The organism is Lysobacter tyrosinilyticus (genome assembly GCF_054779815.1).
This window is the reverse complement of record NZ_BAAGXN010000001.1, coordinates 1,035,148-1,061,785: the sequence shown is the minus strand read 5'-3', so window position 1 is coordinate 1,061,785 and position 26,638 is coordinate 1,035,148. Positions and strand designations below refer to the sequence as shown.

The window sequence follows — 26,638 nt, the reverse complement described above, 5'->3', positions numbered from 1 at the left end:
CATGCACAACAAGAATCGCAAGATCGTCCTCACCGGCGCGGCCGGACTCGTGGGCCAGAACCTGATCGTCGAACTCAAGGCGCAGGGCTACACCAACCTCGTCGCGATCGACAAACATGCGCACAACCTGTCGATCCTGGGGCGTCTGCATCCAGACGTCGAACGTATCGAGGCCGACCTGGCCGAGCCGGGAGACTGGCAGCGCGCACTCGAGGGCGCCACCTGCGTCGTCCAGCTGCACGCGCAAATCACCGGCAAGTACACCGAGCTATTCACGCGAAACAACATCGACGCTTCGCGCCTCGTCCTCGATGCGTGCAAACAGCACTCGGTGCCCTACCTGGTACATATCAGTTCGTCCGTGGTCAATTCCGTCGCCAACGACGATTACACCAATACGAAGAAGTCGCAGGAGGCGCTGGTGGTCGGGAGCGGCCTGCGTCATTGCGTGCTACGGCCGACGCTGATGTTCGGCTGGTTCGACCCCAAGCACCTTGGCTGGTTGTCGCGCTTCATGGCCAGGACACCGGTGTTCCCGATTCCCGGCGATGGCAGGTTCATGCGCCAACCGTTGTACGAGCGCGACTTCTGCCGCTGCATCGTGCGATGCATCGAGGGCGAGCCCGATGGCGTTGTCTATGACGTGGTCGGTGATACGCGGATCGACTACGTCGACATCATCCGCACGATCAAGCGGGTCAAAGGCCTGAGCACCTGGATCGTGCACATTCCGATGGGCTTCTTCGCCTTCCTGCTGAAGACCTATGCGTTGTTCAGTTCCAAGCCGCCCTTCACTGCCGATCAGCTGAAGGCGCTTTCCGCCGGCGACGACTTCAAGGGCGTGGACACGTGGGAAGTCTTTGGTGTCCGCCAAACGCCTTTCGAGGCCGCCGTGCGCGAAAGCTATACCGATCCCACCTATTCGCATGTCGTATTGCAGCGCTGATCTAGGAGTTTCGCCCGTGAATTACATCGTGCTAGGCGCCGGCCCCATGGGCCTGATGGCTGCCATGGAATTGCTGCGCAAGGGACATAGCGTCGACATCTACGAGCGCGACGACCGCATCGGCGGCATGTCGGCGAGCTTCGACTTCGACGGCCTGGCGATCGAGCGCTACTACCATTTCATCTGCAAGACCGACTATCCGCTGTTCACGCTGTTGGAGCAGTTGGGCCTGTCGGACAAATTGAAGTGGACGTCGACGAAGATGGGCTACTTCTACGACGGAAAGCTCTACAAGTGGGGCACGCCGTTCGCGCTGCTTGCCTTCCCCAAGCTCGGCATCATCAGCAAGATCCGCTATGCCCTGCACGTTCTTGCCACCAAGCGCGTGACCGACTGGAGCCGGCTGGACCGCGTCAACGCGACTGCCTGGCTGCGGCGCTGGCTCGGTGAAAAATGCTTCGACGTGCTTTGGCGTCGCGCATTCGCACTGAAGTTCTTCGAGTACACCGACAACCTGTCCGCCGCTTGGATCGGCACCCGCATCAAGCGGATCGCCTTGTCGCGCAAGAACCTGATGGAGGAATCGCTGGGCTATCTGGAGGGCGGTTCGGAGACCCTATTGGCCGAGATGGAGAAATTCATCCTGGGCCATGGTGGTCGCATTCACCTGCGCAAGGGCATCGACCAGGTGCTCTCCGAAAACGGCAAAGTCACCGGCGTCGTAGTGGGCGGCGAAACCATCGCAGCGGATGCGGTGCTTTCCACCGCGCCCATCCAGTACGTGCCGCGCTTCGCCCCGCAACTGCCCCCAGACTTCCTGACGCGCATCGATGCGATCAAGAACATTCCGGTCGCCTGCGTAATCCTCAAGCTGGATCGCCCGCTGACCGAGAACTTCTGGCTCAACATCAGCGATGAAGGCATCGCCATCCCCGGATTGATCGAATACTCCAACCTCAATCCGGAGTCCGGGCAAACCATTGTCTACGCGCCGTTCTACATGCCCAAGACCCATCCCAAGTGGGCGATGTCCAACGACGAGTTGATCGCGGAAGTGATCGGTTACCTGCCGCGGATCAATCCCGCCTTCCAGCCGGATTGGATCCAGGGACGTCATTGCCATCGCTACGACTTCGCGCAGACGATCTGCCCACCGGGCTTCCAGGACATGCTGCCGCCGATGCGCACTCCGATCGACGGGCTGTACATGGCCGACACCTCGTACTACTACCCGGAAGACCGCTCCATCTCGGAAAGCCTCGCCGTCGGTCAAAGGCTGGCCCAAGAGGCTGCGGCGTGAATCGTCGTTTCCTACTCTTCCTGGCTGCGAGCGGCAGCGCTGCGCTGGTCAACATCGGCTCGCGCCTGGTGTTCGACATCTGGCTGCCGTACCTGCCGTCGATCGTGCTGGCCTACCTGGTCGGCATGGCCACGGCATTTCTGCTCAATCGTGCGCTGGTATTCCGGGATCGCCCTGGCGAGATGCACGCGCAGGCCGCCTGGTTCGTCGTCGTCAACGTGTTCGCGGTACTTCAGACCGTGGTGATCAGCCTGGTGCTGGCGCGCTGGGTACTGCCCAGGTTCGGCGTTCCGCACGCCGACACCGTTGCGCACATCATCGGCGTAGCGGCACCGGCGGTCACGAGCTACATCGCGCACAACCGACTGACGTTCCGCCACAAAAGCGGAACCTGATTGAACGTCCGCCGCGCCCATTGGCGCGGCGGATGAACACGGATCTCAGCGGCTGTAACGCAGACCGAGCTTCAGCGTGCGCGGCACGACATTGCCGTCCACCAGCGTAAGCTTCGAAGTAGGAACGCTCGCCGGATACGACCACACCGCCATGCGGTTGTCGCCAGACTCGCGGGTGACCGTGTAGGTCAGCGGCTTGTCCATCGCCACTGCGAGCGGCGAAGCCAGGGCAACGTGGAAGTACTCGTTGTCCTTGGACGTGGCCAAATCCGCGCTGCCGTCCGCACACTTGTCCGCCTGGCACAGCTTGACCTTGAGATTGCCGGCAGACGAATTGCCGTAATTGCCGACCTGCAGCTCCACACCGACGACGTTGCCTTCGCGCAGCGAAGCGAACTCGCCCGAGATGGATTCACCGGCCTTCAGGCCGTGCGATTCATTGGTCGATCCATCGAGCGGTGCTTCGACGAAATCGACGTTGCCGCGATCGACGACCGGCGCAGCAGCAGGCTGCGCCTCGGCGACGGCAGGCGCATCGGCCTTCGCAGCTTCGGGGTTGGCCGGCTTTTGGTTGCAGGCAGTGGCCAGGGCGACGACGGAGACCGCTAGGCCGAGGAAGCGCAGTTTCATCTGATGACTCCGGGATTGGGGGAAGAGAGAGAGAAGCTTTGGGGACTTATAAGCCGAGCGTTACTGCACGCGCGTAGACCATGAGCGCACTCAGCAGCAGCTGGAGCAGCAGAAGCACCGCGAGCGTACGTTGGCTCCATCGCTCCTGCATGAACTTCAGGCCCAGCAGCAGCACGAGGGGCGCGACGGCCTGGAAGCCGTGCAAGGCCGGAACTGCGGGGATGCCGAACACGCAAATCAACAGCGTCGCAGGAATCAGCACGCCGCACAGCACCAACCCGGTCATCGTGCGGAACGCCGCCGCGACACCGGCGTAGCACTGCGCGAAGAAGAACAGCCCCACGATGCCGGTCAGGCTGACCAGGCTGTGCTGCACGAACTGATCGGGGTCCAGCGTTTGCATGGAGAAGTAGCCGGGCATCAGCGTCGTATAGGCGTTCTGAAGACGTGCCCACACGACCTGCAACCAGTTTCCGGTCGGACCTATGTTCTGTTCGACCAGATCGGAAGGAATGTCCAGGTAGAACCGCGACCACAACAGCCACGGCAGCACCAGCACAAGGAACGCGGCCGCATACTGCGTGGCCCCGGCCCAGTCGATGCGACGGATGCCATTCCGCAACGCGACGTAGAGGCCAAAGCTGCCGGCGAATACGATGGCGTAAGGATGCGAAAGGTAGGCCAGCGCGGCCAGCGCGCCGCCAACTGCCCACCATCTGCGGAACATCAATGCATGCACGGATAGCACGACAAAGAATGCACCGAGCGCCTTGGGCCAGGTGAACAGCGTCTGGTTAAGGTAGTAGGGACTGGTGACGAGCAGCACCAGGCCCGCCAGCAGGTAACGGCGGGATAGCCCGGCTTCGCGGAACAACAAGCCCGCGGACAGCAGGAACATCGCGTTCAGCACGATGCCGATCACGAGGAACTGGCGGAAGTAGCGGTCCGCTCCCAATACGCTCGCATCGGGCCATGAGCGCCCGGAGAACTCGAAGGTCGGCAGTCTTCCCTGGAACTTCGGCGGAGGATCAATCGCCGCACGATAAGGCAGCGCTGCCAAAGCCATCAGGATGGGCCGGTTGGAAACTTCCTGCCCCGGCAGCAAGGGTCGCTCCTCTGCCAGCTGGATGTCGCGCAGCAGGAATTCCTCGACCGCATACGGCACGTAGTTGTCCGGCGGCAAGTGACCGGTGATCGTCTGAACCTTGACGTGCAGGTTGTGGTTCTTGATGACGTAGAGCGGATCGAACAGCGGCTCCGGAAACTTGACCGGAACATGGCTGATGCCGATGCAGATCGTCACCAGTGCGAGCCACGCCACGAACGGCGCCGCCGGTGCAAATGCGCCATCGTGTCGCAGTGCGGCGTACACACCACGCCGCCACCAGTACAGCCATGCAAGCACATTGATCGCAATGAGCAATGTCAGGGCGGTGGCGTGATAGGCGAACGGCAGGCAGACGGTGACCAGGCCGATCAAGGCCTGCACGACTACGCCTGCGGCGCCGCCGTAGGCGAGCAGCGAGGCACCTTGCAGGCGACCGCGCGAAAGCGCGTGAGCCGCGGCCAGACCCGTGCCAAGGATGGATGCGATGGCGGTAGCCGCCAGCGCCAGGCTGGCGAGCAGCGAATCGGTCGGAAAACTCAAGCAGCCCCCCGACGCGGCGTGCACACGGCCAGCATCTGGTTGGAGCCTGCACCTACGCGCTGGAACTCGACCAACCGGAATCCGCAGAACGACAACAGCTCGATGAACTCTTCCTGCGTGTATTGCTTGCAGTGCGACATCGGCTCCGGATTGCCGGTGACATCGCCCGTCGCGCTAGGGACCGCGGAAAAATGCTGATGCCGCATGTACGGCTTGTTGGCCAGCGCCGGCCATTCGCGGTCATCGGGTGTCGTGATGATCAACATGTCGCAATTGGCATGGATCCATTTCAGCAGGGCCACCGGCGACCACAGAAAATGCTCGAGGATCTCGACCATGAAACAGATGTTGAAGCGACCTTCCGGCATCACCCACTTCGAGGTGTCCAGGTCGGCCTTGTGCAACCTGAGGTTGGACGGACGGAACTCGGCGAGATAGTCGTCCTGGTCGACGCACACGACTTCCTGGAACACGTTTGCGTAAGCGATCTCGACCAGACCGAGGAACGAACCCAGCGACAGCGCGCGGTCGCGTCCGATCGAGCCGTCGAGGACGTAACGGCTCGAAATCTCGATGACCTTCTGATTCCAGGTCGACTGCAGGACGCAGTATTCGGCGTGGGCCGAACCTTCGGCGGCGCGCCGGGTGGAGGTTCGATAGGCATCCAGCAACGAATCCCGGATCGGGCGGATGGCATCCTGCCGCCTGCGCTCGTCGTCAAACCGGGCGTAGGAATCGGCGAACAGGTCGTGCGGCGATAACGTGTGGTTGGCGCTCATGCGGTTTCCTGTGTTCGTCCTTGGCCGATGGCGGCCACGGTATCAATGATGGTGCGGGCGCGGTTGGTATACGTGTGGTCTGCCAGAGTCCGCGACTGCGCGGCTGCCGCGATGTCGGTGCAGTGCGCCGGATCGGCCATAAGTGCCTGGACCTTGCGTTCGAATTCGGCGACCGAGTTGTACAGCACGATCTCCTTCTCGGGAGCGTAGTAATCCTCGATCTCGAGGCTCTCCACGAAGTACAGCTGGGTCGTGCCTGCCATCGCCGCTTCGAACGTCCGCGGCCCAGGGGTCGAGGGATCGAGCCGGTAACGTTCGTTGGCGTAGTGGAAATCGCGCCCCATGTTGAGCGTAATGAGCGCGCGCGCGTAGTTGCGCGACAGCTCGTCGTTACTCAGGCGGCGATTGCGTGCGAAGGGAAGTTCGTGCTCAGGCCACTGGTCGCCCAGGATGCGCGTATCGAAACGCTGCAGCACCTGCTTGAGATCCCTGACGAGGCGGATGCGATTGTCGAACGCCACGCCGCAGAAGAAGATCCCGATGTCCTTCGACTGACTGATAGGACGCCAGTGCGCTGCACGGCTCGCTGCGAGTGGCAGGTGATACGCGTGTGGATGGTTGTAGTGCTCCGCCGACCAGCGATCGTTGGAGAAGACCACGTCCGCGATACCGTCGATGCGGTAGCTGAAGTCGATTTCGTAGGGATCGTCGTGCAGCCAGAATGCGAGGGTCGCACCGGTGGTATCGCAATGCTGCCGCAGGGCAAGGTAATCGGCGTCATCAGGCATGCATGAGCCGAAACACACGATCAGATCGGGAGCGTGTCGCTTTGCGGCGGCAAGCGCGATTTCGAGCGGCACGTGCGTAACGGCGTCCGCGCCCAGCACGTCGCGGAATCCTTCGGCGACATAGTTCCGGAGGATCGTGTTGCGATTCTCGTTGTCCGGCGAGGCTCCGGTAACCAGTACATGGCGCGGGCTCATGGGGCGCTCCTGCGATTGCCGAACGGGAGCTCCTGCAGCACGCGCTTGACCATCGCCTTCACGCCATTACGTCGCGCATAAGACAGCGCGCGTCCAACCAGCGATGCGTTGCCGATGACGGTGGGCGGCGTGGTCGCGGTAATGCCGACGGTTGGTCCACTGTTGGACCGGGACCAGACCCGGTGATTGAGGACCACACCGAAGTCCGCCAGCGCGTGCCTGGCATCGGAGCGCATCGTCTTCGCGACAGTCGCGTGCGGGACGGGCTTGGCCAGGACAAGTTCGTCATAGACGCCGGAAAGCCACGCCATGTGCGTTTCGCCATCGACGTACAGATCCGGCGTGATGCCCGCGCGCACGCGCTCCACAAGCTCACGATCGTGCGCAAGCGTGCGCAGCAACTCCAGCAGCGCACCGGCTTCGGCGTTGGGCACCTTGAAACCGTTCACTCCGTCGCTCACGCGCTCGCCGAGCGCACCGATATCCGACACGACCGGCACCAACCCAGCCTGCCACGCCTCGGACAGCGTGATGCAATAGGTCTCGGGCCAGATCGAGAAATGCAGCGAAAGCGAAAAGCCCTGCAGCTTCTCGCCCAGCGTGCCCGCGGTATAGGAGCCGTGCACCTTTACGTTGGGCAGCGCGAGGGTCTCCAGAATCGAGCCGTACGGGGCGGCTACCGCACCAAAAATGGTGAATTCCACCGGATCGTGACGCATCTGGTTGAACGCATGGATCAGTTCATCGGCACCCTTGTTGCGGGTGAAGTTGCCGAGGATGGCGACCTTGAGCTTCTCGGAGGTCGGAGTCTCATGCCGAGCGATTGCCGCGCCTGCGGCCGGCATCGGCACGCCGAACACGCGCACGCGCTCGTCGCCGAACATCTGCGGATAGATCGATTGGAACAGCGAGGCCACGCCCGGTGTATTGGCGTGCAACACATCGACCTGTTCCATCGCGCGACCGAAGAAGGCACGACGGCGCGCCTGGCTGCCAGCCGCGAGGCCATCCGATGCGTTCAAGCACACGTCGCACGTGGATTTGGGCAGCGAGCCGATGTTGCAGTAGCGCCCCTTGTACCCGATCAGATTGAAGTGGGTGCAGATGCCGTAGTAGTCGTGCAGGCTCAGCACGCTCGGGATGCCCAGTGCCCGCGGCAGATACATCAGCGAAGGCGTGTGCCCGATCAGGTGCTGGAAATGCACCAGGTCGACTTCGTGGCGAAGCAAGATCGAAGACAGCAGGCGTTCGCGCTCGGCGCAGACCAGGTCCGCATCGGAGACTTCCGCCGCGAATTCGTGATCCTCCAGATACTGCAGATTCTCGTCGTACACGACGTAGCGACGACCCAGCGGCGGCGTCTTGCGGTCGGGCACGTAGAACAGGAATTCGTACCGCTCGCGCAGGGACTTGCGGATCAGGTCCTGGTAGACCTCCACGCCGCCATAAGGCTCGACGCCGGCGATGTTGTGCGTCACGAACAGCACCTTGGGTCGCCTCATGGACACCGCGGCAGGCACCGCAGCGCGCATGGGCAGCGCCGCGACCTCGCCGAGCAGCGTCTCGATGCGGTTGGCGTACAGGTGCTCGCTCTGTGCCCGGCGCTGCGCCGCGCGTGCGATGGCGATGCGCGCCTCGGGGTTGGCGAGATGGAATCTGAGCTTCTCGATGCATTCCTGCGCCGAGCGGAAGCCGACGAACTCCACGTCCTCAGTGAAGTAGCGGTCCACTTCGATCTGCGGGATCGACATGTCGATGAACTGCACACCGCCAGCCAGCGCCACTTCGAACAAACGCGGGCCCGGCGTTCTGGCGATCGCGTCATTGCCCGAGGACGAAAACGCGCGGTGCAGGGTCAGGACAGCGCGGCTGCGGTTGGCGAAGCGTGCGAACTCGGAGTTCGGCGTTCGCCACTGGTAGGCGCTTGGGCTGAGATCGAGATCCGGCTCGGGTATGTGCGGATTGTGGGGCAGCGCCAGCTTGAGGTTGATGCCCGTCAGCGCCCCCTGCAGCTCGCGCAGGAACTCCACCCGGTTGGGCCACGCGGTGCCCGCGAAGAACAGGTCGTACAGGTAATGGCCGTCGTCCCGGTCCGGGATCTCACGGAAGTGCAGGTGCGGGTCCGCGGCGAAGGGCAGATGCCGGCCCTTGCTGCCATAGGCGGCCACGCTGCCGCTGTCGTTGGTGAAAACCAGGTCGAACAGGTCGAGGTTGCCGACGTTGGTGCGCTGTTCGTAGGGGTCTTCAGTGACCCACGCGACGCTAGTGCCGCAGATCGCCGCCAACCGAGCGACGATGCTGCGATCCAGTTCCTCGCCGTCAAAGGCCAGCAGCAGATCGCAGTGCTCAGCGCGAGCCTGCTCGATGGCGGTGAGATAGTCCGCCTTGACGACGGACGCCACATGCGGGCTTTGCCGCAACGCGCGCTCGATGGCGAGGCAGATGTAGTGGTTGGGATTGCTTCGCTTGGTATCAAGGAGCAGGACGCGCCATTGCTTCATCTCATCACTTCCGATGTTTGTCCGTTCCTCATGCATCCGCGCCGGGGCGGTCGCCACGCAGCAGGCGAACCAGTTTCCGGATCGGAGCACCAAGGCGCCACGAGGTCGAACCGAGGATCTCGGACAAGCTTGTGCGTGCAGCAACCAGTTCGCGAGCGAGTCGTTCGGTTTCGTCCTGGTGTGCAGCGAGGGTCGCGACGCGCAGTTCTTCGACGGCCTGAAGGCGCTCGCCAAGCGCGATGTTCTCCGCGCTCAATTGCCCCTGACGCAGCATGGCTGTCGCGTTATCCGCCGCTGCCGCAGCCAGCGCCGCATTGCGTTCCGTCAACGCGGCATCGCGCTCTGCCAGCCGCGCACCAAGTTCGACGAGCCGGAGCTCATGCTCACGCGCAACTTCCTGGAGCCGTGCAACCGTCGCATCGCGTTCGGCTACAACCCCACGCAGATGGCCGTTGTCGCCTTCCGAGTGGACATGACGCTTGGCCAGCTCGCCCAGCCTTTGCTGGGTTGTAAGCAGGACACCCAACCGCTCGAACAGCCGGTTTACCTCATCGGCCTGCGCACTCATGGCGTTGCGCACGAAGGCCTGCAGCGCCTCCGGCGGATCCGATCCCACCAGCAATACGCCCAGGCCATGCGTGTGCGAAAGCTCGAAAGCCGGATAGCGCTCACGCAGCTCCGACCAGAGCTTCCACACGCCAAAGTCGCGCTCGCGAACGTTGGTGTCGTGGAAAAGTATGACGCCGCGCGATGACATCTTCGGCAACCACGTTTCGAAGTCGTGTCGAACCGCGTCGTAAGTGTGCAGGCCGTCGATATGCAGCAGATCGACGGTGGCGTCATCGAAGTAGCCGCATGCTTCGTCGAAGGTCATGCGCATCAGCTTCGAAAAACCGTCGTAGTGCTCGCGGTGGTGATCCGTCACCGCCTTGAACACCTCATCACCGTACTCACCGGCGTGCTCATCGCCCTGCCACGTGTCGACCGCGTAGCAACGCGTATCCAACCCGTTTTCCTGCACGGCCTGGCAGAAGGCGAAATAGGAAGCGCCCCGGTGGGTGCCGAGCTCAACAAGAATGCGCGGGCGTGCGGCTTCAATCACCCAGCCCGCCATCGGAATGTGCCCCAGCCATGCGCTCTCCGGCGTGGCCCGGGGATCCAGGAACATGCTTTTGTTGAGATTGAACTGGGTCATGTCGATCGCGCCTGGAATTCGAGCGCCCGCTTCATGATGTTCTGCGCGATGCGCTGCCTCAGCGGCATGGGCTGCTTGCGGAATACGCCCACCGTGTCGCCCCACTGGGCGCTATCCGGGTCCGGATGCGGTCCCCAGTCGGTGCTCAGCTCGAGCAGTTCGCAGCGACCGAACTTGGCGAGCGCGCGGTAACCATCGGGATAGAACCGCCAGCAGTCCTGCGGATAGCGATGTTCCGGGCCGCGCGAGGGCGCAATCAGGAACATCATGCCGCCGGGTTTCAGGATGCGCAGCATTTCCAGGAACGACAGCCAGAAGTACTCGACGTGTTCGAACGCCTGCCCGGACACGACCAGGTCCACCGAGCCGGATGCGAGAGGAAAACGGTAAGGGCTGGTCAGGACGACATCCACGCCGGGGCCGGCCTCCAGGTCGATTCCCGTGTAACGCCACTGCGGCGACGTGAACAACGTCCGGTAGGAGCCATTGACGTCGTAGGAGCCGATGTCCACCACGGACAGCGGTCGCGCCGGATCGAGGTGGCGACGCACCAGATCGGCCATGTGCTCATAGGAGCTGGTATGCACGTTCTACCCTGCGGGTCAGCGGTTACTTTCGACGCAGGAATCCCTTCGGATTCCAGGTGATGAGAAAGGATTCGCGGCTGCGGTCGCACTCGAAGTCGTGGTTCGTTTCAAGAAAGCGATCGATGGCCTCGTATGCGCCCGGCTGCGGACCAACGTCCAATCCGTGGTAGCAGATCGAATCCTCGACGATGAAATATCCGCCCGGCTTAACCAGCGACGAATAGTGCTCCAGGACCGAGAGAGTGTTCTCGTAGGTATGCGAACTGTCCTCGATCACGAGGACCTCATCTTCCGGCGTGATCATTTCCTTGACCTTGGGCGCCAACGCCGTCGCATCGCCTTCGAGGAACGTGATGCGGGGATGCGCGCGCGTAGCCGGATGGATCTGGCTCTGATCGATATCGACCGCAATGATCCGGCCGTGGCCGAGCAGATCGAACAGGTGCGCGAACGCGAGCGCACTACCACCGAACTTGTTGCCGATCTCGACCAGCACTGTCGGCTTCAGTTCGTTGATCATTTCCTGGTAGACCCAGAAGTCCAGGGGATTCTTCTGGGTGGGAACCCCGAAATACGAGGTCTGGGTCACGATGCGCTCCTGCATCGTCTTCAGCACTTCACCAAGCGGAAGCGACTTGGATTCTTCAAGAATTGCCATTGGAAACTCTGGTGGGGGATTCGTGCGGTTGAATATCGAGGCCGACTTTTTCGAACGGAATGCCCACGAGCCCGTAGCGGAGCTTCTGCGACTGGACATTGATCAGCACGGCATCATGGAGCCAGTGGTGTTGCACGTTGACGGCCGGATCGCCATCGGCAATCGAAACCGTCATCGAATACTCGCCGTTGGGCAACATCGGCAATGAGAATCGGAAGGTGGCCCGAAGTTCATCACCCGGGCTCGCCGGTCGAACGGCCAGTTCGTCGTAGGTGTGTTGTCCAAACAACGACTGTCCCAGCCGGTCTTTCACCAGGAAACCGATGATCGGACTACTCAGCGTCCCCAAGGCAGTGGCGGTAACGGTCAACTCCACGCGCTCGCCACCCGAGAACGCGGCGAGTCGCTCGCCGGACGTATCCGTGAGCGAAACCGCATCGATTCGGGCGTCGCCCGTTTCCCATCCATCCGAGTGGATCACGTTCTCGAAAAAGTCGATGCGCGTACCGCGATCCACTTCGACGGGCACGGCGCTGGGCGCGACTTCTTCTTTGAGCGCACGAACGGATCGCTCATCACCAAGCACCTGCTGGGTGCAGTAGCGCACATACGCGTCAGCCACTTCCTTCGCCGGACCGAACATCCTCAGTTCGCCCTGGTCCAGCCACACCGCCTGCGAGCACAACGACATGATCGAACCCACGTCGTGGCTGACGAACAGGATGGTGCCCCGCTCCTTGAAACGACGCAGGAAGCGCATGCACTTCTGGGTGAACACTGCGTCGCCAACCGCGAGCGCCTCGTCGATGATCAGGACGTCGGCGTCCACATGCGCGATGACGGCGAATGCCAGTCGGACCGCCATGCCGCTCGAATAGGTCTTGATCGGCTGTTCGATGAAATCGCCGATATCGGCGAAGGCGGCAATGCTGTCGAAGCGTGCCTCGACCTGTTCGCGAGTCAAACCCAGAACCATTGCGTTCAGGAAGATGTTCTCGCGCCCGGTGAACTCCGGATTGAAGCCGGAACCCAGCTCGAGCAACGCCGCGATGCGGCCACGCACCTGCACGTCACCGATGGTGGGCGTCAGCGTGCCGCAGACGATCTGCAGCAGCGTCGATTTGCCCGAGCCGTTGCGCCCGATGATTCCGACGGTTTCGCCTTTGGGAACATCGAAGCCAATGCCGCGGAGCGCCCAGAATTCACGGAAGTATCGCCGCGCTGACATTCCGAACAGACCCCGCAACCGCGGCATCAGCGACTGCTTGAGGCGGTCCTGCGGGTTGTCGTAAATCTGGTAGCACTTGGCGATGCCATCCACGCGAATCGCAATCTCGCCGGCAGGAACGCCCGATGTTTCATCCGTAGCCATGCTGTCCACTTGCGCCATCACAGCACGTCCGCGAAGCCGCGCCTCATCTTCTGGAATATCCAAAAGCCGATGGCGGCCACCACGACCGCGATGAGCGAATACTTCACCACACCACCCCAGTCGGGCGAGCCATCAAGCAGCAGGACGGTTCGCGATTGCTCGATGATGAAGGTCAACGGGTTGGAATTGATCCAGGGGCGATATCGCTCAGGCATGTTGCTCACCGGATAGAACACCGGCGACAGGAACAGCAGCACGGTGGTCAACACCGCGGTGATCTGACCGATATCGCGCACGAATACGCCGACCGCCGCGAGCATCCAAGCAATGCCCATCGTCATGACGATCAGCGGAACCATGATGATCGGGAAGTACAACGCCGACCAGGATAGATGGTGACTGAGGACCGCCTGTGCCAGCAGCAACACCAGCAGGCTGACCAGCGCATGGAACAGCGCCGACCCCATGGCGACCCATGGCAGGATCTCCAGCGGAAACACCACCCGCTTCACATAGTTGACGTTGCCCAGGATCAACGTGGGCGCGCGATTGATGCACTCCGCAAAGACGCCATGCACGATGATTCCAGCGAACAGGAATGCGGCGAATTCGGCTTTGCCCGCGCCTTCCCCGCCCCAACGGGAGCGGAAGACGACGGAAAAGAAGAACGTGTATACCGCGAGCATCAGGAGTGGGTTGAAGAACGACCACGCCAGTCCGATCACCGATCCACGATAACGACTGATGACCTCGCGCCGCGTCAGCTGGACAATGAGGCTGCGGTTCTGCCACAGGCTGCCGACCATGGCGGCCGGCGATGCCGAAGCACCGATCTGAAGGGTCATTACCGACTACCCCGCAAGCGCATGATCGAGGTCGGCCTGCAGATCGCTCGCCTGCTCGATGCCCACGCTCAGTCGCACCAGGTTATCTGTGACGCCCAACTGCGCTCGCCGCTCTGCGGGAATCGACGCATGCGTCATGATCGCCGGGTGGTTGACCAGGCTTTCCACGCCACCGAGCGATTCCGCGATCGTGAAGTACTCGCAGCGCTCCATCATGCGACGGGCGCCTTCGAGGCCGCCCTTGACCAGGATGCTGATCATTCCGCCGAAGCCATCCATCTGCCGCTGGGCCAATGCATGCTGCGCGTGCGATTTCAGTCCCGGATAGATCACTCGCTCAACTGAAGGATGGGTTTCCAACCATTCGGCAAGCGCTTGCGCATTCTCGCAGTGCGCCTTCATGCGCAGGTGCAGCGTCTTGAGGCCGCGCAGCGCAAGGAAGCTATCGAACGGCCCTTGCACGCCGCCAATGGCGTTCTGCAGGAACGTCATCTTTTCGGCGATGTCCGCATCGTCCCCGACGACGACGATTCCGCCGACCATATCGGAATGACCATTCAGGTACTTGGTCGCCGAGTGCATGACCAGATGCGCACCCAATTCGAGCGGGCGCTGCAGGATCGGCGAGCTGAACGTGTTGTCGACCGCTACGATCAAGCCGCGCTTGCGCGCAATCGTCGCTATCTGCTCGATGTCGACGAGCTTGAGCAACGGATTGGTCGGCGTCTCGATCCAGACCAGCTTGGTGTTCGGACGAATTGCCGCTTCGAAAGCTGCGACATCACTGAGGTCTACCCAGCTGAAGTCCAGCCCGGCCGAACGGCGGCGCACCCGCTCGAACAGGCGGTAAGTTCCGCCGTATACGTCGTCCATTGCGATGACGTGGCTGCCGCTATCGAGCATTTCCAGAACGGTCGACGTGGCCGCAAGTCCGGATGCGAACGCATAACCGCGAGTGCCGCCTTCGAGGGCGGCGATACAACGCTCGTAGGCGAAGCGAGTCGGATTATGGCTGCGCGAATACTCGAACCCCTGATGCTCGCCAGGGCTACTCTGGGCATACGTCGACGTCGCGTAGATCGGCGGCATCACGGCGCCAGTGCTCGGATCCGGCGATTGTCCGCCGTGGATCGCAAGAGTTCCCAATCCGGGCTTGCGATCCTTGTTGCTCTCAGTCATTGCTTACTTCCATCTGGCTGACACGCAGCCTTGAATTCTAGCATTGGGGGGCGCGCACAAGCCTGCATTTTCAGCGACTTACTGCACACGCCGGCGCAGATAGTTGAGCAGGTCGATGCGGGTAATGAGGCCGACGAACCTCTCGCCATCCATCACGATCGCAACGTGGCCGCGGTCGAAGACTGGCAGCAGAGTTTCGATGGAGGAACGCACGTCGAGCTTGTCCAGCTTGCTCACCATTGCGGTCGCCACCGGATCGCGGAAGTGGGCCTCGTCGCCGTAGACATGCAGGAGCACGTCGCTTTCGTCGACGATGCCCACGATGTTGTCGCCCTCCATCACCGGCAACTGGCTGACGTCGTAGAGCTTCATGCGCTGCCAGGCGGTGACCAGCAGGTCGGTCGGTGCGACGACGATCGTGTCGCGCTTGGAGAATGGACGCGTGATCAGGTCGCGCAGGTCGCCGGTCGATTCGCGTTCGAGGAAGCCGTTGTCCAGCATCCAGTAGTCGTTGTACATCTTGGAGATGTACTTGTTGCCGGTGTCCGGCACGAGCGTCAGCACCTTCTTCGGCGTGGTCTGAGCGCGGCAGTAGCGCAGCGCGGCAGCGAGCAGCGTACCGGTGGACGAACCACCCAGGATGCCTTCCTTTTCGAGAAGTTCGCGCGCGGTGAGGAAGCTTTCCTTGTCGCTGATCGCGTAGGCCTGCTTCACTCGCGTGAAGTCCGAGATCGGCGGCAGGAAGTCCTCGCCAATGCCTTCCACCATCCAACTCGCGGACTTGTCGCTCAGCGTGCCGCGGTTGATGTATTCCTCCAGGATCGAGCCGACCGGATCGGCCAGGATCAGCTCGGTGTGGGGCGACTTCTCGGCGAAGCAGCGCGACAGCCCAGTCATGGTGCCGGAGCTGCCGCAACCGAACACGATGGCGTCGACGCCACCGACTTCGGCCATCTGCTCGAGGATTTCCGGGCCGGTACCGAACTCGTGCGCGGCCGGATTGTCGGGATTGCCGAACTGATTGATGAAGTAGGCGCCGGGCGTCTCGCGCGCGATGCGTTCGGCCATGTCCTGGTAGTAGTCGGGATGCCCCTTGGCCACGTCGGAGCGCGTAAGCACCACCTGCGCGCCCATCGCCTTGAGATTGAAGATCTTCTCGCGGCTCATCTTGTCGGGCACTACGAGAATCAACCGATAGCCCTTCTGTTGCGCGACGAGAGCGAGGCCGATGCCGGTGTTGCCGGCAGTGCCTTCGACCAGGATGTCGCCGGGCTTGATCTTTCCGGCCTTTTCGGCGGCTTCGATCATCGACAGACCGATGCGGTCCTTGATCGAACCACCGGGGTTCTGCGATTCGAGTTTGAAATACAGCTCACAGGGACCTGTATCGAGACGACGGGCCTTCACGATCGGCGTACGGCCGATCAGCTCGAGAACGGAAGCATGGATGGGCATGAGAATCCTGCGGCCGCGTACGGTGCGGCGAACGTAGGATTCTAGCGGCCCCCCGGGATGAGGCGGCAGGCCTGAGTGTGGCGGTACCCCACCCGGGCGGCGGCGGTCCCGACGAGGAAGGCGCCGCCGCCCGTGATGAGAACCGGTTCGTACGGGCAATCTGGAGGCCCTGCGCGGCCGGCCGAGCCCGTCGTCGGCCGGCTGCGGAATTCCGTGGGTCAGTGATGTCCTGCGTCGTAAAGGCGGACCAGGCGGTCCTTCGCAGCAAGCTTCTCGCGCTTCATCTGGGCGAGGGTCACGTCGTCGATCGGCAATACGCCGAGTTCGGCGTCCATCACCTTCTTGTCCAGGTCACGATGACGCTGATAGAGCTGCCGGAATTCCGGATTGGCGCGCATCAGCGCATCGATTTCCTGCTGCGGTTGTTCTTCGAACATGAAGCCTCCTTCAACGATTGCCAGAAGCAGACGGCGTGACGCCGAGGACCCCGGACGCAAAAACGCCCCGGCCGTGGGGCCGAGGCGTTGCATCGGGTGACTGCGGGAGCCGGACGGGATGACGGATCAGCGGGCCGACTTCACGCAGGCCCGCCGCGACGTCTTTTGTGGCGGCGGTGTCCTGTGAAAGGGGCGTTTGCGTCATGGGCCGGGGCTCTCAACCAGGCGGTTTGTTGTACCGCTTGGGTAATTGACCCTACTCCTACCTCCTGGGCTCGGCAAGCAGCCGCGGACGAATGGCGCTGGCTGCAACACCGATGAAGACCAACCTCTCAACCATTTGATTGATATGACTATTTCGTCGAAATAACCACTTCGACCCGCGGCTTGGATTTGCCCGCCGCCCCCACGGCAGCCCGCACCTGCTGACGGGTTGCCCCAGCCTTGATCAGGGCGTCGCGCACTGCCTCGACGCGTTGCTGAGCCAAACCGGCCTTGGCATCCACGCCCTCGATGCGGGCCGCGCTGCCGGCCGTGGCCTGCAGGTACGCCGCCAGGGTACGGACGGTGGAAGCACCACGTTCGCTCAGCGTGGCCTTGCCGGCCGCGAAGGTGTCGCTGCCCAGGGTGAAGACCTCGCCGCGCTCATCCCAGCGGGAAGCCGGGAGCTTGCCTCCGGCAACCAGTTCGGCTTCCTGGCGGGCCAGCTTGGCATCGCGCTCCCGGGCCGCCTTGAGCTTGGCCGCCTGGACGTCGCTGACGCCGGCGATGGCATCCTCGATGTTCTGGCGCTCAGCATCGCTCTGCGCGGCCTGCTGGCGCAGGCGTTCGGTTTCCTCGGCCTGGATCTGGGCCTGCACCCGCAGGCGCTCGGCCTCGGCACGCGCTGCCTCGGCATCACGGCGACTGGCTTCGATCAGCAGCTCCGAGCGCACCCGGTCCAGCTGGTCGATATCGCGACGCGACGCGTCGGTACGGGCCGTGAGTTCCGCGATCGTGACCCGGCGCTGGGTCAGATAGTCGGCAGCGACTTGCTTGCTCTTGCGCAGCTTGAGCTGGGCGTCCACCGCCTGGCGTGCGCGCAGGCGCTCGAAGGCGGCGAAGGGAGCCAATTGCGCATCGGCCGCGAGGACCTGCAGGCGCTGGTTGTAGTCGCCTGCCGGCGGTGCGTCGTTGTCCAGCGCACTGGGTTGCATGGCGCCCTCATTGATCTTGAGGCGCTGGCGCAATTCGAGGATTTCGGCGCGCCGCTGCGCAAGCTCGTTGCGGGTCTGTGCCGCGCGACTGTGCGCATACGCCAGATCGCCGTCGGCCTCTGCGGCGAGCGCGAGGGCCAGCGCGTCCTTGTGCTTGCGGGCCGCCATGGCCGCCTGCGCCTGCGCGAGTTCGGCACGCGCGGCCGTCAGCTCCTGCGTGGCGTACTGATCGCCATCGGCGCTATCGGCTCGGCTCACCGCCTGTTGTGCCGCGGCGAGTTCCGCGGTGGGCGGCGTAGCAGCCCGGGCAGGCAAAGTCGAAGCGAGAACCAGTGCCATCGACAGTTTTAGGATTTGTGCGAAGCTTGTGCTCATTGGGGGATGCCGTGGCGACCGGGAATGGGTGTAACTTCGGCGGCAGCCATTGTCGGAAGCTCGCGGGGCGCTTGCAACGGCGCCCCGCCATCGAATTAAGGGGACGGATACATGGACATCGGCTACTTCTTGAAGCTGATGACGGAAAAGAACGCGTCGGACATGTTCCTGACTACCGGCGCCCCCGTCTACATCAAGGTCGAAGGCAAGCTCTACCCCCTAGGCAATACCGGCCTGCCAGCCGGCATGGTCAAGAAGATCGCCTACTCGCTGATGGACGAGGGTCAGGTCCCGATCTTCGAGCGTGACCTCGAACTGAACATGGCCCTGGCATTGGCCGAAGCCGGCCGCTTCCGCGTCAACGTGTTCAAGCAGCGCGGCGAAGTCGGCATGGTGATCCGCGCCATCCGCAGCATCATCCCCTCGATCGAGGAGCTGCAGCTGCCGCAGGTGCTCAAGGAAATCATCATGGCCCCGCGCGGCCTGGTGCTGATCGTGGGCTCCACCGGCTCGGGCAAGTCGACCACGCTCGCCGCGATGATTGACCACCGCAACACCAATACCTCGGGCCACATCCTCACCATCGAGGACCCGATCGAATATCTGCACAAGCACAAGAAGTCGATCGTCAACCAGCGCGAGGTCGGCCTCGATACCCACGCCTTCCACAACGCGCTGAAGAACGCGATGCGTGAGGCGCCGGACGTCATCCTGATCGGCGAAATCCTCGACGCCACCACCATGGAAGCGGCGATCGCCTTCGCCGAAACCGGTCACCTGTGCCTGGCCACATTGCACTCCAACAACGCCGACCAGACGCTGGAGCGCATCCTTAACTTCTTCCACGAATCGGCGCACAAGAACGTGCTGATGAACCTGGCGCTTAACCTGCGCGCGGTCATTTCGCAGCGCCTGGTCGTGGGCAAGGACGGTCGCCGCCTGCCCGCGACCGAAGTGCTGATCAACACACCGATGATCCGCGACCTCATGCGCCGCGGCCAGGTGCACGAAATCAAGGCGGCGATGGAAGGCTCGCTGCAGGAAGGCATGGAGAGTTTCGACCAGTGCCTGTTCCGTCTCTACAAGGAAGGCAAGGTCGAACGCGAGGAAGCGCTGCGCGCGGCCGACTCGCGCGATGGCCTCGATCTCAAGTTCCGCCTGTCCGAAGGCGGCACCGGCGAGCACGATCCGTACGCGGACGTCTTCGCGGCGACTTAATTCCGTCTCGCACGGTGCCGGCATCGCCGGCACCACTCCGATCTCACGCCGGCTTGTCCGGCTGCATTTCCGGCCGCGCCAGATCGAACGCGGGCAGCTGCAGGCACGCCTGCTCGATGCGTGCGATGGTCGGGAACTGTGCGATGTCCACGCCAAAGCGGCGCGCGTTGTAGGCCTGCGGGATCAGGCAGCAATCGGCGATGGTCGGCGTTTCGCCTTCGCAGAACTGGCCGGTCGACAGGTTGTCGTTGAGCATTGCCTCGATCGCGCCGAAGCCTTCATTGATCCAGTGCCGGACCCACACGTCGCGCTCGGGCTGCGGCACGTGCCATTCGTGTTCGAAGTACTGCAGCACCCGCAGATTGTTGAGCGGATGGATGTCGCAGGCGATCGCCTGCGCGAGTGCGCGGGCGCGTTGACGCGAGCGCGCGGTCGCGGGCAGCAACGGGCGTGCTGGCCACGTTTCGTCGAGGTATTCGAGGATCGCGAGCGACTGCCGCATCTGACGGTTGCCGTGCTGCAACACTGGCACCAGACCCTGGGGATTGATCTGCCGATACTGCTCGGTGCGCTGCTCGCCGCCGTCGCGCAGCAGGTGGATGGGCACGATTTCGTACGGCAGGCCCTTGAGGTTCAGCCCGATCCGTACGCGATACGCCGCGCTGGAACGCCAATATGAGAACAGCCGCAACTGGTCGTTCATGCCCGCATCTTCCACCTGCTCACCCCCGTGCGCCAGCCCTGCGGCCGCGCCCAAAACGCACCTTAGCCGCGAGCGCGAAGGGCAACCACCCTTCCGCCGGCCCGCGCCTGCCGCCGGTCAGACCGGCTGGCGCTCGATGCGTTGCTCGATCGCACCAAAGATGTCGACGCCGGCGCGGGTCTTCATCTCGATGCGCACGGTATCGCCGAACGACATGAACGGGGTGATCGGCTTGCCGGTTTCCAGGGTTTCCACAGTACGGCGCTCAGCGAAGCAAGAGGCACCAAGCTTGGTGTCCTCGTTCGCCACCGTGCCGGAACCCACGATCGTGCCGGCCATGAGCGGGCGCGTCTTGGCCGCATGGGCCACGAGCTGGGCGAAATTGAACTGCATGTCGACGCCGGCTTCGGGCGCACCGAACCATTCGCCGTTGATGTGCGTGAGCAGCGGCAGGTGGACCTTGCTGTCCTGCCACGCATCGCCGAGCTCGTCAGGCGTGACGAACACCGGCGACAGCGCCGAACGCGGCTTGGACTGCAGGAAGCCGAAGCCCTTGGCCAGTTCGCCCGGAATCAGGTTGCGCAGGCTGACGTCATTGACCAGGCCGACCAGCTGGATATGCGCCGCGGCGGCATCCGGCGTCACCGCCATCGGCACGTCATCGGTGACGATCACGACTTCGGCTTCGAGATCGATGCCGTAGTCCTCGCTAACCACCCGCACCGGATCGCGCGGGCCGTAGAAGCCGGCGCTGACGGCCTGGTACATCAGCGGATCGACGTAGAAGCTCTCGGGCACCTCGGCGCCACGCGCACGACGCACGCGCTCAACGTGCGGGAGGTAGGCGCTGCCATCGACGAACTCGTAGGCGCGCGGCAACGGCGCGGCCAGTGCAGCCATGTCGACGTCGAAGGCACCCTCGGCCTTACCTTCATTGAGTGCATCGGAGAGCGCATTGAGGCGCGGCGCGGTGTTCGACCAGTCCTCGAGCGCGCGCTGCAACGTGTCGGCGATACCGGTGGCCTTGACGGCGCGAGTGAGATCGCGCGAAACGACGATGAGGGTGCCGTCGCGGCCGCCTTCCTTGAGGGAACCGAGCTTCATCTGGAACTCCGGGAATTCTGCGCCGAGGCGCGATAGTTGCAATTGTAACTGAAGCACTGACCGGCTTCGCGCGCCAGCTTATTCCGCTTACTCCGCGCAGCGGAAATAACCTGGAATCCCGCACAACAAAAAACCCGCCTTGCGGCGGGTTTCTTGATATTTGGCAGCCCCGGATGGATTCGAACCACCGAATGTCTGAGTCAGAGTCAGATGCCTTACCGCTTGGCGACGGGGCTGTATTTCTATTTGCATAGTGTGCCGAGCAAACCCGGCACACACAACAGTTTCGAAGATTAGCGCTTCGAGAACTGCGTAGCGCGACGTGCCTTGTGCAGACCGACCTTCTTACGCTCGACTTCGCGGGCGTCACGGGTCATGAAGCCTGCCTTGCGCAGCTCGCCCTTCAGCGATTCGTCGTATTCGACCAGCGCACGCGAGATGCCCAGGCGGATCGCACCGGCCTGACCGGTGATGCCGCCGCCGGCGACGGTGACGACGACGTCGAACTTGTCGGTCGACTTGGTCAGCTCGAGCGGCTGGCGCACGATCATGCGCGCAGTTTCGCGGCCGAAGAACTCATCGATCGGACGCTGGTTGATGGTGATCTTGCCATCGCCCTTGCGCAGGAACACGCGGGCGGTGGAGGACTTGCGACGGCCGGTGCCGTAATTCTGCTGGAGTGCCATGTGCTGGATGCCTTAGAAGTCGAGCGGCTGCGGCTGCTGCGCGGCGTGCGGATGTTCGGTGCCCTTGTAGACCTTGAGCTTGCGGTACATCGCGCGGCCCAGCGGGTTCTTCGGGAGCATGCCCTTCACGGCGATCTCGATCACGCGCTCCGGGTGGCGCTCAAGCGCCTGGCCGAGGGTCTCGGACTTCAGGTTGCCGATGTAACCGGTGAAACGGTAATACATCTTGTCCTGCAGCTTGTTGCCGGTGACGGCGATCTTCTCGGCATTGATCACCACGAGGTAATCGCCGGTATCGACGTGCGGGGTGTAGACGGGCTTGTGCTTGCCACGCAGACGGCGGGCGAGCTCAGAGGCGAGGCGGCCGAGGGTCTTGCCTTCGGCATCGACGACGTACCAGTCGCGCTGGACGGTCTCGTTCTTGGCGGTGAAAGTTTTCATGACGGCTCTACTTGAGGTGTATCTGGTCGAGCTGATTACGCGCAGGATCACGTGGGATCGACCGGCGGAACTTCGCTTCGCGTTGTGGGTGGAACGAAAAGAGGCGGAATGATAGCGGCCATTCCCGGGCGCCGCAACCCCGCAAAATCCGCCGTGCTAGCATCGCCGGCCATGCCTCCGGCCCCTCGTCCCGCCCCCGCCGAATCCGCCCCGGACCGGCTGCTGGCGCTGGCCGACCGCTGCGTCCAATGCGGCCTGTGCCTGCCCCACTGCCCGACCTACGGGATGGATCGCACCGAAGCTGAATCGCCGCGCGGCCGCATTGCCCTGACCCGCGCGTGGACGCAGGGCACCATCGCCCCCAGTGAAACCGCCGACACGCACCTGGACCACTGCCTGGGCTGCCGCAGCTGCGAAGCCGTCTGTCCGGCCGGGGTGCAGTACGGCGATCTGCTTATCGAGGCTCGCAGTCGCCAGCGCGAGCGCCGCGGGGCCGGTTGGAAGCAGCGCGCGGTGGAATGGTTGGCAACGCGCCCTCGCGGGCTGGCGGCATTGCTCGGACTCTATAGGCATGCGTTCCCCGCGCTGCCCCGTGCGTTGCGATTCCTGCCCCGGCCGCCTGCGCGACGAGCACCGCAGGCTTCGCCAACGCAGACGGAATCGACCGCCTTGTTCGTAGGCTGCATCGCCCGCGGCTACGAGGCGCCGCTGCGCGATGCCGTCATTCGCCTGTGCGCCGCGGCGGGTGTCCACGTCGGCATTCCAGCTGCGCAGACCTGCTGTGGCGCGTTGCATGCCCATGCCGGCAACACCCATCGCGCAGCGACGCAGAAGCGCGAAAACCGTAGTGCCTTCGGCGGCCATGACACCGTCCTGAGCCTCGCCAGTGGCTGTCACGACGCCCTTGGCGATGCATTGTCCGGCAGCGCTCAAGTCATCGATGCGATCACCTTCCTGCATGCGCGCCTGGGACGCCTGCATTTCCGTGAACGCCATGAACGTATCGCCGTGCACTTCCCTTGCACCCAACGCAATGCGGCCAAGTCGGTAACCGCACTACGTGGAATGCTGGCCGCAGTGCCGGGCCTGGAAGTTGTCGAGCTGAGCGCCGGCTACGGCTGCTGCGGCGCTGCCGGCACCCAGATGCTGCTCGATCCGGAACGTGCCGAGGCTTACCGACAGCCGCTACTGGAACAGTTCGAGCGTAGCGGGGCGACGCGCCTGTTGAGCGCCAACATCGGCTGCCGCCTGCATTTCGCCAACGCATTGGCGGCCCCCGTAGAACATCCGCTGGAGTTCATCGCCGGCTGCCTGGTCTGAGCCCACTGCGGCGTAAACTTTCCGCATGACTTCCCGCGCCCTCTCCCCGATCGACCGCCTGCTGATCGATGCCCAGAACGCACTGGACACCGTGTTCGGCGCCCCACCGGCGCAGCGTGCGAACCCGGCAACGGGTGAAGCCGAAATCGTCCTGGACGACGCCGAACGCCGCCACGCGGCCGGTCTCATGCGCATCAACCACGTCGGCGAGGTCTGCGCGCAGGCGCTGTACGTGGGCCAGGCCGCGGTCGCGCGCGATGAGGCCACACGTGCGCATCTGCTCGAGGCGGCACAAGAGGAAACCGACCACCTCGCCTGGTGCGCGCAGCGCCTGGACGAGCTCGACAGCCGCCCGAGCCTGCTCAACCCGATCTGGTACGCCGGCAGCTACGCAATCGGCGCACTCGCCGGGCTGCGCGGCGATGGCTGGAACCTGGGCTTCGTAGTGGAAACCGAGCGTCAGGTCGAAGCGCACCTCGACGAACACCTGCAGACCCTGCCCGCCGCCGATGCGCGCAGCCGCGCCATTTTGGAAGTGATGAAGGCCGACGAGGCACGCCATGCCGATGACGCGCAGGCACAAGGCGCCCGGGTGCTGCCGCCGCCCGTCCCGACATTGATGGCGATGGCTTCCAACCTGATGAAGACGATCGCCTACCGGGTCTGATTGCGCGCTTCGCGCGCGCCCCTCATCCGCCCTGCGGGCACCTTCTCCCCGCACGCGGGGAGAAGGAAAGGCAAAAAACCTAACCCGTATGAGCCCCCCTCGCCCCGCTTGCGGGGAGAGGGACAGCGTCGCACAGCGACGCAGGGTGAGGGGCAGTGGTGTCGGGACGCGACAGCAAAAGCTGCCCCTCATCCGCCCTTCCGGGCTACGCCGCTCCGACCTTCTCCCTTCACGCGGGCAGAAGGAAAAACAAAAAAGGCCGGCAATTGCCGGCCTTTTTTGCTGGATCGCACCCGATCAATCGACCAGATTGCGCCCGTGGTAGAGCTCTTCGATCTCGCGCTTCAGGCGCGCTTCGATCTTCATGCGCTCCTTGAACGACAGGTTCTTGGCCTTTTCCTCGAACAGGTAAGTATCGAGGTCGAACTCCTTCAGGTGCATCTTCGTGTGGAAGATGTTTTCCTGATAGACGTTCACATCGAGCATCTCGTAGCGCGACTTGATGTTCTTGGCCAGGTAGTCCTGGATCGAGTTGATCTTGTGATCGATGAAGTGCTTTTTGCCCTTGATGTCGCGGGTGAAGCCACGGACGCGGTAGTCCATGACCACGATGTCCGACTCAAGGCTCTCGATCAGGTAGTTCAGGGCCTTCAGCGGCGAGATCACGCCGCAGGTTGCCACGTCGATGTCGGCGCGGAAGGTCGCAATGCCGTTGTCCGGGTGGGTTTCCGGATAGGTGTGCACCGTGATGTGCGACTTGTCCATGTGCGCGACCACGGCTTCCGAGATCACGCCCTTGGCGTCAGCCTTGTCGATCACCGGCTGTTCGGAGATCAGGATCGTCACCGAGGCGCCCTGCGGATCGTAGTCCTGGCGGGCGATATTCAGGATGTTGGCGCCGATGATGTCCGCCACATCGGTCAGGATCTGGGTCAGGCGGTCGGCGTTGTAGGCCTCGTCGATGTACTCGATGTAGCGCTTGCGCTCGTCTTCCGAGGCGGCGAAGCAGACATCGTAGATATTGAACGAGAGCGCCTTGGTGAGGTTGTTGAAGCCCTGGAGCTTCAGGCGCGGCAGCGGCTTGACCACTTCTATTAGTCCCGGATCTGGCGGCGGAGGGCCGCGCTTGCAGGGGCGCGATTATGCGGCAATCGAGACACGGGGGCCAAACGGAGTGCCGACGGGGGCCGGCCGACCCGGCTCTCGCGCTGTTCATCGCGTGAACTGCGACGTCTGTCGTCGTACGGGTGACCGCCAGCGGCAATATCCGGCACGATTTGCCCATGCCGCCGCTTGGGCCTAAGCTCCGCGGCTATCCCCCCGCCTCACCGACATTACTGGTAGATCCCGTGATAGCACTGCGCAAGACCAACAGCCCGTTGATGCCGGACAGCGCCACCATCGAGCGCTTCCTCGCTCACTGTCACCGCCGCCGCTATCCCTCCCGTACCGACGTCTTCCGCCCTGGCGACCCGGCCAACACGATCTACTACCTGATCTCCGGCTCGGTGAGCATCATCACCGAGGAAGAGGACGGCCGTGAGCTCGTGCTGGGCTACCTCGGCCCAGGCGAATTCATCGGCGAACTGGGTCTGTTCGTGGAAAGCGACCGTCGCGAAGTGGTGCTGCGTACCCGCACCCCATGCGAACTGGCCGAAATCGGCCACGAACGCTTCTACGACCTGCTCCTGACCCGCCTCGCCACCGACGCCCCCAAGCTGCTGTACCAGATCGGCGCTCAGATCTCGCGCCGCCTGCTGGACACCAGCCGCAAGGCCGGCCGCCTGGCCTTCCTCGACGTCACCGACCGCATCGTCCGTGCCCTGCACGACCTGTCGAAGGAACCCGAGGCCATGAGCCACCCGCAGGGCACCCAGATCCGCGTGTCCCGCCAGGAGCTCTCCCGACTGGTCGGCTGCTCGCGCGAGATGGCTGGCCGAGTGCTGAAGAAGCTGCAGGCCGACAACAAGCTGCACGCCCGCGGCAAGACCGTCGTGCTGTACGGCACCCGCGATTAA

At 63.3% G+C, this 26,638-nt stretch carries 26 protein-coding genes and 1 tRNA gene; 7 read left to right on the top strand and 20 right to left on the bottom strand.

Features of this window, described 5'->3' with window-relative positions; genetic code table 11:
* Position 1 precedes the first annotated feature (1 nt).
* Genes ACYVGK_RS04535 through ACYVGK_RS04525 form a run of 3 tightly spaced genes read left to right on the top strand, consistent with a single transcriptional unit; the run spans position 2 to position 2,641 of the window.
* On the top strand, positions 2 to 946 hold the full coding sequence (locus ACYVGK_RS04535; protein ID WP_460732038.1) for an NAD-dependent epimerase/dehydratase family protein: 945 nt from the start codon (positions 2 to 4) through the stop codon (positions 944 to 946).
* Positions 927 to 2,246, top strand: a complete 1,320-nt coding sequence (locus tag ACYVGK_RS04530) for an NAD(P)/FAD-dependent oxidoreductase (RefSeq protein ID WP_460732037.1) — start codon at positions 927 to 929, stop codon at positions 2,244 to 2,246. The genes ACYVGK_RS04535 and ACYVGK_RS04530 overlap by 20 nt, the downstream gene beginning before the upstream one ends.
* Positions 2,243 to 2,641 carry a GtrA family protein gene (locus ACYVGK_RS04525; RefSeq protein WP_460732036.1) on the top strand — a complete coding sequence of 133 codons (399 nt, stop codon included), beginning with the start codon at positions 2,243 to 2,245 and terminating at the stop codon, positions 2,639 to 2,641. Before ACYVGK_RS04530 ends, ACYVGK_RS04525 begins: the two co-directional genes overlap by 4 nt.
* A 45-nt stretch (positions 2,642 to 2,686) precedes the next feature.
* Here ACYVGK_RS04525 and ACYVGK_RS04520 read toward each other — a convergent pair whose 3' ends face one another.
* The 14 genes from ACYVGK_RS04520 to ACYVGK_RS04455 form a co-directional block, all read right to left on the bottom strand.
* Positions 2,687 to 3,271 (bottom strand): hypothetical protein, encoded by a 585-nt coding sequence (locus ACYVGK_RS04520; protein WP_460732035.1) that lies wholly within the window; start codon positions 3,269 to 3,271, stop codon positions 2,687 to 2,689.
* A 46-nt stretch (positions 3,272 to 3,317) separates the two neighbouring features.
* Positions 3,318 to 4,919: a hypothetical protein gene (locus ACYVGK_RS04515; protein WP_460732034.1), complete on the bottom strand. Its 1,602-nt coding sequence runs from the start codon at positions 4,917 to 4,919 to the stop codon at positions 3,318 to 3,320.
* A complete protein-coding gene (locus tag ACYVGK_RS04510) occupies positions 4,916 to 5,698 on the bottom strand; it encodes a methyltransferase domain-containing protein (protein WP_460732033.1) in 783 nt (260 codons plus the stop codon). The genes ACYVGK_RS04515 and ACYVGK_RS04510 overlap by 4 nt, the downstream gene beginning before the upstream one ends.
* Positions 5,695 to 6,681, bottom strand: a complete 987-nt coding sequence (locus ACYVGK_RS04505) for a CgeB family protein (protein ID WP_460732032.1) — start codon at positions 6,679 to 6,681, stop codon at positions 5,695 to 5,697. Before ACYVGK_RS04505 ends, ACYVGK_RS04510 begins: the two co-directional genes overlap by 4 nt.
* Positions 6,678 to 9,182 carry a glycosyltransferase family protein gene (locus tag ACYVGK_RS04500; RefSeq protein ID WP_460732031.1) on the bottom strand — a complete coding sequence of 835 codons (2,505 nt, stop codon included), beginning with the start codon at positions 9,180 to 9,182 and terminating at the stop codon, positions 6,678 to 6,680. The genes ACYVGK_RS04505 and ACYVGK_RS04500 overlap by 4 nt, the downstream gene beginning before the upstream one ends.
* 28 nt (positions 9,183 to 9,210) lie before the next feature.
* A complete protein-coding gene (locus ACYVGK_RS04495) occupies positions 9,211 to 10,377 on the bottom strand; it encodes a class I SAM-dependent methyltransferase (RefSeq protein WP_460732030.1) in 1,167 nt (388 codons plus the stop codon).
* Entirely contained in the window at positions 10,374 to 10,964 is a 591-nt protein-coding gene (locus tag ACYVGK_RS04490; protein ID WP_460732029.1) for a methyltransferase domain-containing protein, read from the bottom strand. Before ACYVGK_RS04490 ends, ACYVGK_RS04495 begins: the two co-directional genes overlap by 4 nt.
* A 22-nt stretch (positions 10,965 to 10,986) precedes the next feature.
* Positions 10,987 to 11,622 carry a CmcI family methyltransferase gene (locus tag ACYVGK_RS04485; RefSeq protein ID WP_460732028.1) on the bottom strand — a complete coding sequence of 212 codons (636 nt, stop codon included), beginning with the start codon at positions 11,620 to 11,622 and terminating at the stop codon, positions 10,987 to 10,989.
* Positions 11,609 to 13,012 carry an ABC transporter ATP-binding protein gene (locus ACYVGK_RS04480; protein WP_460732027.1) on the bottom strand — a complete coding sequence of 468 codons (1,404 nt, stop codon included), beginning with the start codon at positions 13,010 to 13,012 and terminating at the stop codon, positions 11,609 to 11,611. The genes ACYVGK_RS04485 and ACYVGK_RS04480 overlap by 14 nt, the downstream gene beginning before the upstream one ends.
* On the bottom strand, positions 13,012 to 13,839 hold the full coding sequence (locus ACYVGK_RS04475) for an ABC transporter permease (protein WP_460732026.1): 828 nt from the start codon (positions 13,837 to 13,839) through the stop codon (positions 13,012 to 13,014). Before ACYVGK_RS04475 ends, ACYVGK_RS04480 begins: the two co-directional genes overlap by 1 nt.
* 6 nt (positions 13,840 to 13,845) lie before the next feature.
* Positions 13,846 to 15,018: a cystathionine gamma-synthase gene (locus tag ACYVGK_RS04470; RefSeq protein ID WP_460732025.1), complete on the bottom strand. Its 1,173-nt coding sequence runs from the start codon at positions 15,016 to 15,018 to the stop codon at positions 13,846 to 13,848.
* Positions 15,019 to 15,096: 78 nt separating this feature from the next.
* The gene (locus tag ACYVGK_RS04465) at positions 15,097 to 16,473 is read right to left on the bottom strand and encodes a pyridoxal-phosphate dependent enzyme (protein WP_460732024.1); all 1,377 of its coding nucleotides are present in this window, start codon (positions 16,471 to 16,473) and stop codon (positions 15,097 to 15,099) included.
* Between the two features lie 218 nt (positions 16,474 to 16,691).
* A complete protein-coding gene (locus ACYVGK_RS04460; protein ID WP_460732023.1) occupies positions 16,692 to 16,910 on the bottom strand; it encodes a YdcH family protein in 219 nt (72 codons plus the stop codon).
* 353 nt (positions 16,911 to 17,263) lie between these two features.
* On the bottom strand, positions 17,264 to 18,445 hold the full coding sequence (locus ACYVGK_RS04455) for a DUF4398 domain-containing protein (protein WP_460732022.1): 1,182 nt from the start codon (positions 18,443 to 18,445) through the stop codon (positions 17,264 to 17,266).
* 147 nt (positions 18,446 to 18,592) lie between these two features.
* Between ACYVGK_RS04455 and ACYVGK_RS04450 the strand changes: the two genes are divergently transcribed.
* Positions 18,593 to 19,699, top strand: coding sequence for a PilT/PilU family type 4a pilus ATPase (locus ACYVGK_RS04450; RefSeq protein ID WP_460732021.1), 1,107 nt, complete (start codon positions 18,593 to 18,595; stop codon positions 19,697 to 19,699).
* 43 nt (positions 19,700 to 19,742) lie between these two features.
* Here the strand turns inward: ACYVGK_RS04450 and maiA are convergent, their stop codons facing one another.
* The 5 genes from maiA to rplM all read right to left on the bottom strand — a co-directional run bounded on the left by maiA (position 19,743) and on the right by rplM (position 22,633).
* The gene (gene maiA, locus ACYVGK_RS04445; protein ID WP_460732020.1) at positions 19,743 to 20,402 is read right to left on the bottom strand and encodes a maleylacetoacetate isomerase; all 660 of its coding nucleotides are present in this window, start codon (positions 20,400 to 20,402) and stop codon (positions 19,743 to 19,745) included.
* Positions 20,403 to 20,519: 117 nt separating this feature from the next.
* Positions 20,520 to 21,506: a fumarylacetoacetate hydrolase family protein gene (locus tag ACYVGK_RS04440; protein WP_460732019.1), complete on the bottom strand. Its 987-nt coding sequence runs from the start codon at positions 21,504 to 21,506 to the stop codon at positions 20,520 to 20,522.
* Between the two features lie 161 nt (positions 21,507 to 21,667).
* Positions 21,668 to 21,742: transfer RNA gene (locus ACYVGK_RS04435), tRNA-Gln, on the bottom strand.
* A gap of 57 nt (positions 21,743 to 21,799) precedes the next feature.
* On the bottom strand, positions 21,800 to 22,192 hold the full coding sequence (gene rpsI, locus ACYVGK_RS04430) for a 30S ribosomal protein S9 (protein ID WP_460732018.1): 393 nt from the start codon (positions 22,190 to 22,192) through the stop codon (positions 21,800 to 21,802).
* Positions 22,193 to 22,204: 12 nt separating this feature from the next.
* Positions 22,205 to 22,633 (bottom strand): 50S ribosomal protein L13, encoded by a 429-nt coding sequence (gene rplM, locus ACYVGK_RS04425; RefSeq protein WP_386746969.1) that lies wholly within the window; start codon positions 22,631 to 22,633, stop codon positions 22,205 to 22,207.
* A gap of 171 nt (positions 22,634 to 22,804) precedes the next feature.
* Here rplM and ACYVGK_RS04420 point away from each other — a divergent pair, with 171 nt between their 5' ends.
* Positions 22,805 to 23,953, top strand: coding sequence for a (Fe-S)-binding protein (locus ACYVGK_RS04420; RefSeq protein ID WP_460732017.1), 1,149 nt, complete (start codon positions 22,805 to 22,807; stop codon positions 23,951 to 23,953).
* 25 nt (positions 23,954 to 23,978) lie between these two features.
* Positions 23,979 to 24,620 carry a 2-polyprenyl-3-methyl-6-methoxy-1,4-benzoquinone monooxygenase gene (gene coq7, locus ACYVGK_RS04415; protein ID WP_460732016.1) on the top strand — a complete coding sequence of 214 codons (642 nt, stop codon included), beginning with the start codon at positions 23,979 to 23,981 and terminating at the stop codon, positions 24,618 to 24,620.
* A 297-nt stretch (positions 24,621 to 24,917) separates the two neighbouring features.
* Here the strand turns inward: coq7 and speD are convergent, their stop codons facing one another.
* The gene (gene speD / locus ACYVGK_RS04410) at positions 24,918 to 25,709 is read right to left on the bottom strand and encodes an adenosylmethionine decarboxylase (protein ID WP_187712885.1); all 792 of its coding nucleotides are present in this window, start codon (positions 25,707 to 25,709) and stop codon (positions 24,918 to 24,920) included.
* 293 nt (positions 25,710 to 26,002) lie between these two features.
* On the opposite strand from speD, the gene crp reads away from it, so the two are divergent.
* A complete protein-coding gene (gene crp / locus ACYVGK_RS04405) occupies positions 26,003 to 26,638 on the top strand; it encodes a cAMP-activated global transcriptional regulator CRP (RefSeq protein WP_460732445.1) in 636 nt (211 codons plus the stop codon).

Coding starts and splice junctions, on each gene's coding strand:
- rpsI (WP_460732018.1), bottom strand. CDS start 22,192: ATGGCACTCCAGCAGAATTACGGCACCGGCCGTCGCAAGTCCTCCACC.
- ACYVGK_RS04495 (WP_460732030.1), bottom strand. CDS start 10,377: ATGACCCAGTTCAATCTCAACAAAAGCATGTTCCTGGATCCCCGGGCC.
- ACYVGK_RS04500 (WP_460732031.1), bottom strand. CDS start 9,182: ATGAAGCAATGGCGCGTCCTGCTCCTTGATACCAAGCGAAGCAATCCC.
- ACYVGK_RS04535 (WP_460732038.1), top strand. CDS start 2: ATGCACAACAAGAATCGCAAGATCGTCCTCACCGGCGCGGCCGGACTC.
- ACYVGK_RS04450 (WP_460732021.1), top strand. CDS start 18,593: ATGGACATCGGCTACTTCTTGAAGCTGATGACGGAAAAGAACGCGTCG.
- ACYVGK_RS04470 (WP_460732025.1), bottom strand. CDS start 15,018: ATGACTGAGAGCAACAAGGATCGCAAGCCCGGATTGGGAACTCTTGCG.
- ACYVGK_RS04455 (WP_460732022.1), bottom strand. CDS start 18,445: ATGGCACTGGTTCTCGCTTCGACTTTGCCTGCCCGGGCTGCTACGCCG.
- rplM (WP_386746969.1), bottom strand. CDS start 22,633: ATGAAAACTTTCACCGCCAAGAACGAGACCGTCCAGCGCGACTGGTAC.
- coq7 (WP_460732016.1), top strand. CDS start 23,979: ATGACTTCCCGCGCCCTCTCCCCGATCGACCGCCTGCTGATCGATGCC.
- ACYVGK_RS04460 (WP_460732023.1), bottom strand. CDS start 16,910: ATGTTCGAAGAACAACCGCAGCAGGAAATCGATGCGCTGATGCGCGCC.
- crp (WP_460732445.1), top strand. CDS start 26,003: ATGCCGGACAGCGCCACCATCGAGCGCTTCCTCGCTCACTGTCACCGC.
- maiA (WP_460732020.1), bottom strand. CDS start 20,402: ATGAACGACCAGTTGCGGCTGTTCTCATATTGGCGTTCCAGCGCGGCG.
- ACYVGK_RS04520 (WP_460732035.1), bottom strand. CDS start 3,271: ATGAAACTGCGCTTCCTCGGCCTAGCGGTCTCCGTCGTCGCCCTGGCC.
- ACYVGK_RS04485 (WP_460732028.1), bottom strand. CDS start 11,622: ATGGCAATTCTTGAAGAATCCAAGTCGCTTCCGCTTGGTGAAGTGCTG.
- ACYVGK_RS04480 (WP_460732027.1), bottom strand. CDS start 13,012: ATGGCGCAAGTGGACAGCATGGCTACGGATGAAACATCGGGCGTTCCT.
- ACYVGK_RS04475 (WP_460732026.1), bottom strand. CDS start 13,839: ATGACCCTTCAGATCGGTGCTTCGGCATCGCCGGCCGCCATGGTCGGC.
- ACYVGK_RS04465 (WP_460732024.1), bottom strand. CDS start 16,473: ATGCCCATCCATGCTTCCGTTCTCGAGCTGATCGGCCGTACGCCGATC.
- ACYVGK_RS04530 (WP_460732037.1), top strand. CDS start 927: ATGTCGTATTGCAGCGCTGATCTAGGAGTTTCGCCCGTGAATTACATC.
- ACYVGK_RS04420 (WP_460732017.1), top strand. CDS start 22,805: ATGCCTCCGGCCCCTCGTCCCGCCCCCGCCGAATCCGCCCCGGACCGG.
- ACYVGK_RS04505 (WP_460732032.1), bottom strand. CDS start 6,681: ATGAGCCCGCGCCATGTACTGGTTACCGGAGCCTCGCCGGACAACGAG.
- ACYVGK_RS04440 (WP_460732019.1), bottom strand. CDS start 21,506: ATGAAGCTCGGTTCCCTCAAGGAAGGCGGCCGCGACGGCACCCTCATC.
- ACYVGK_RS04510 (WP_460732033.1), bottom strand. CDS start 5,698: ATGAGCGCCAACCACACGTTATCGCCGCACGACCTGTTCGCCGATTCC.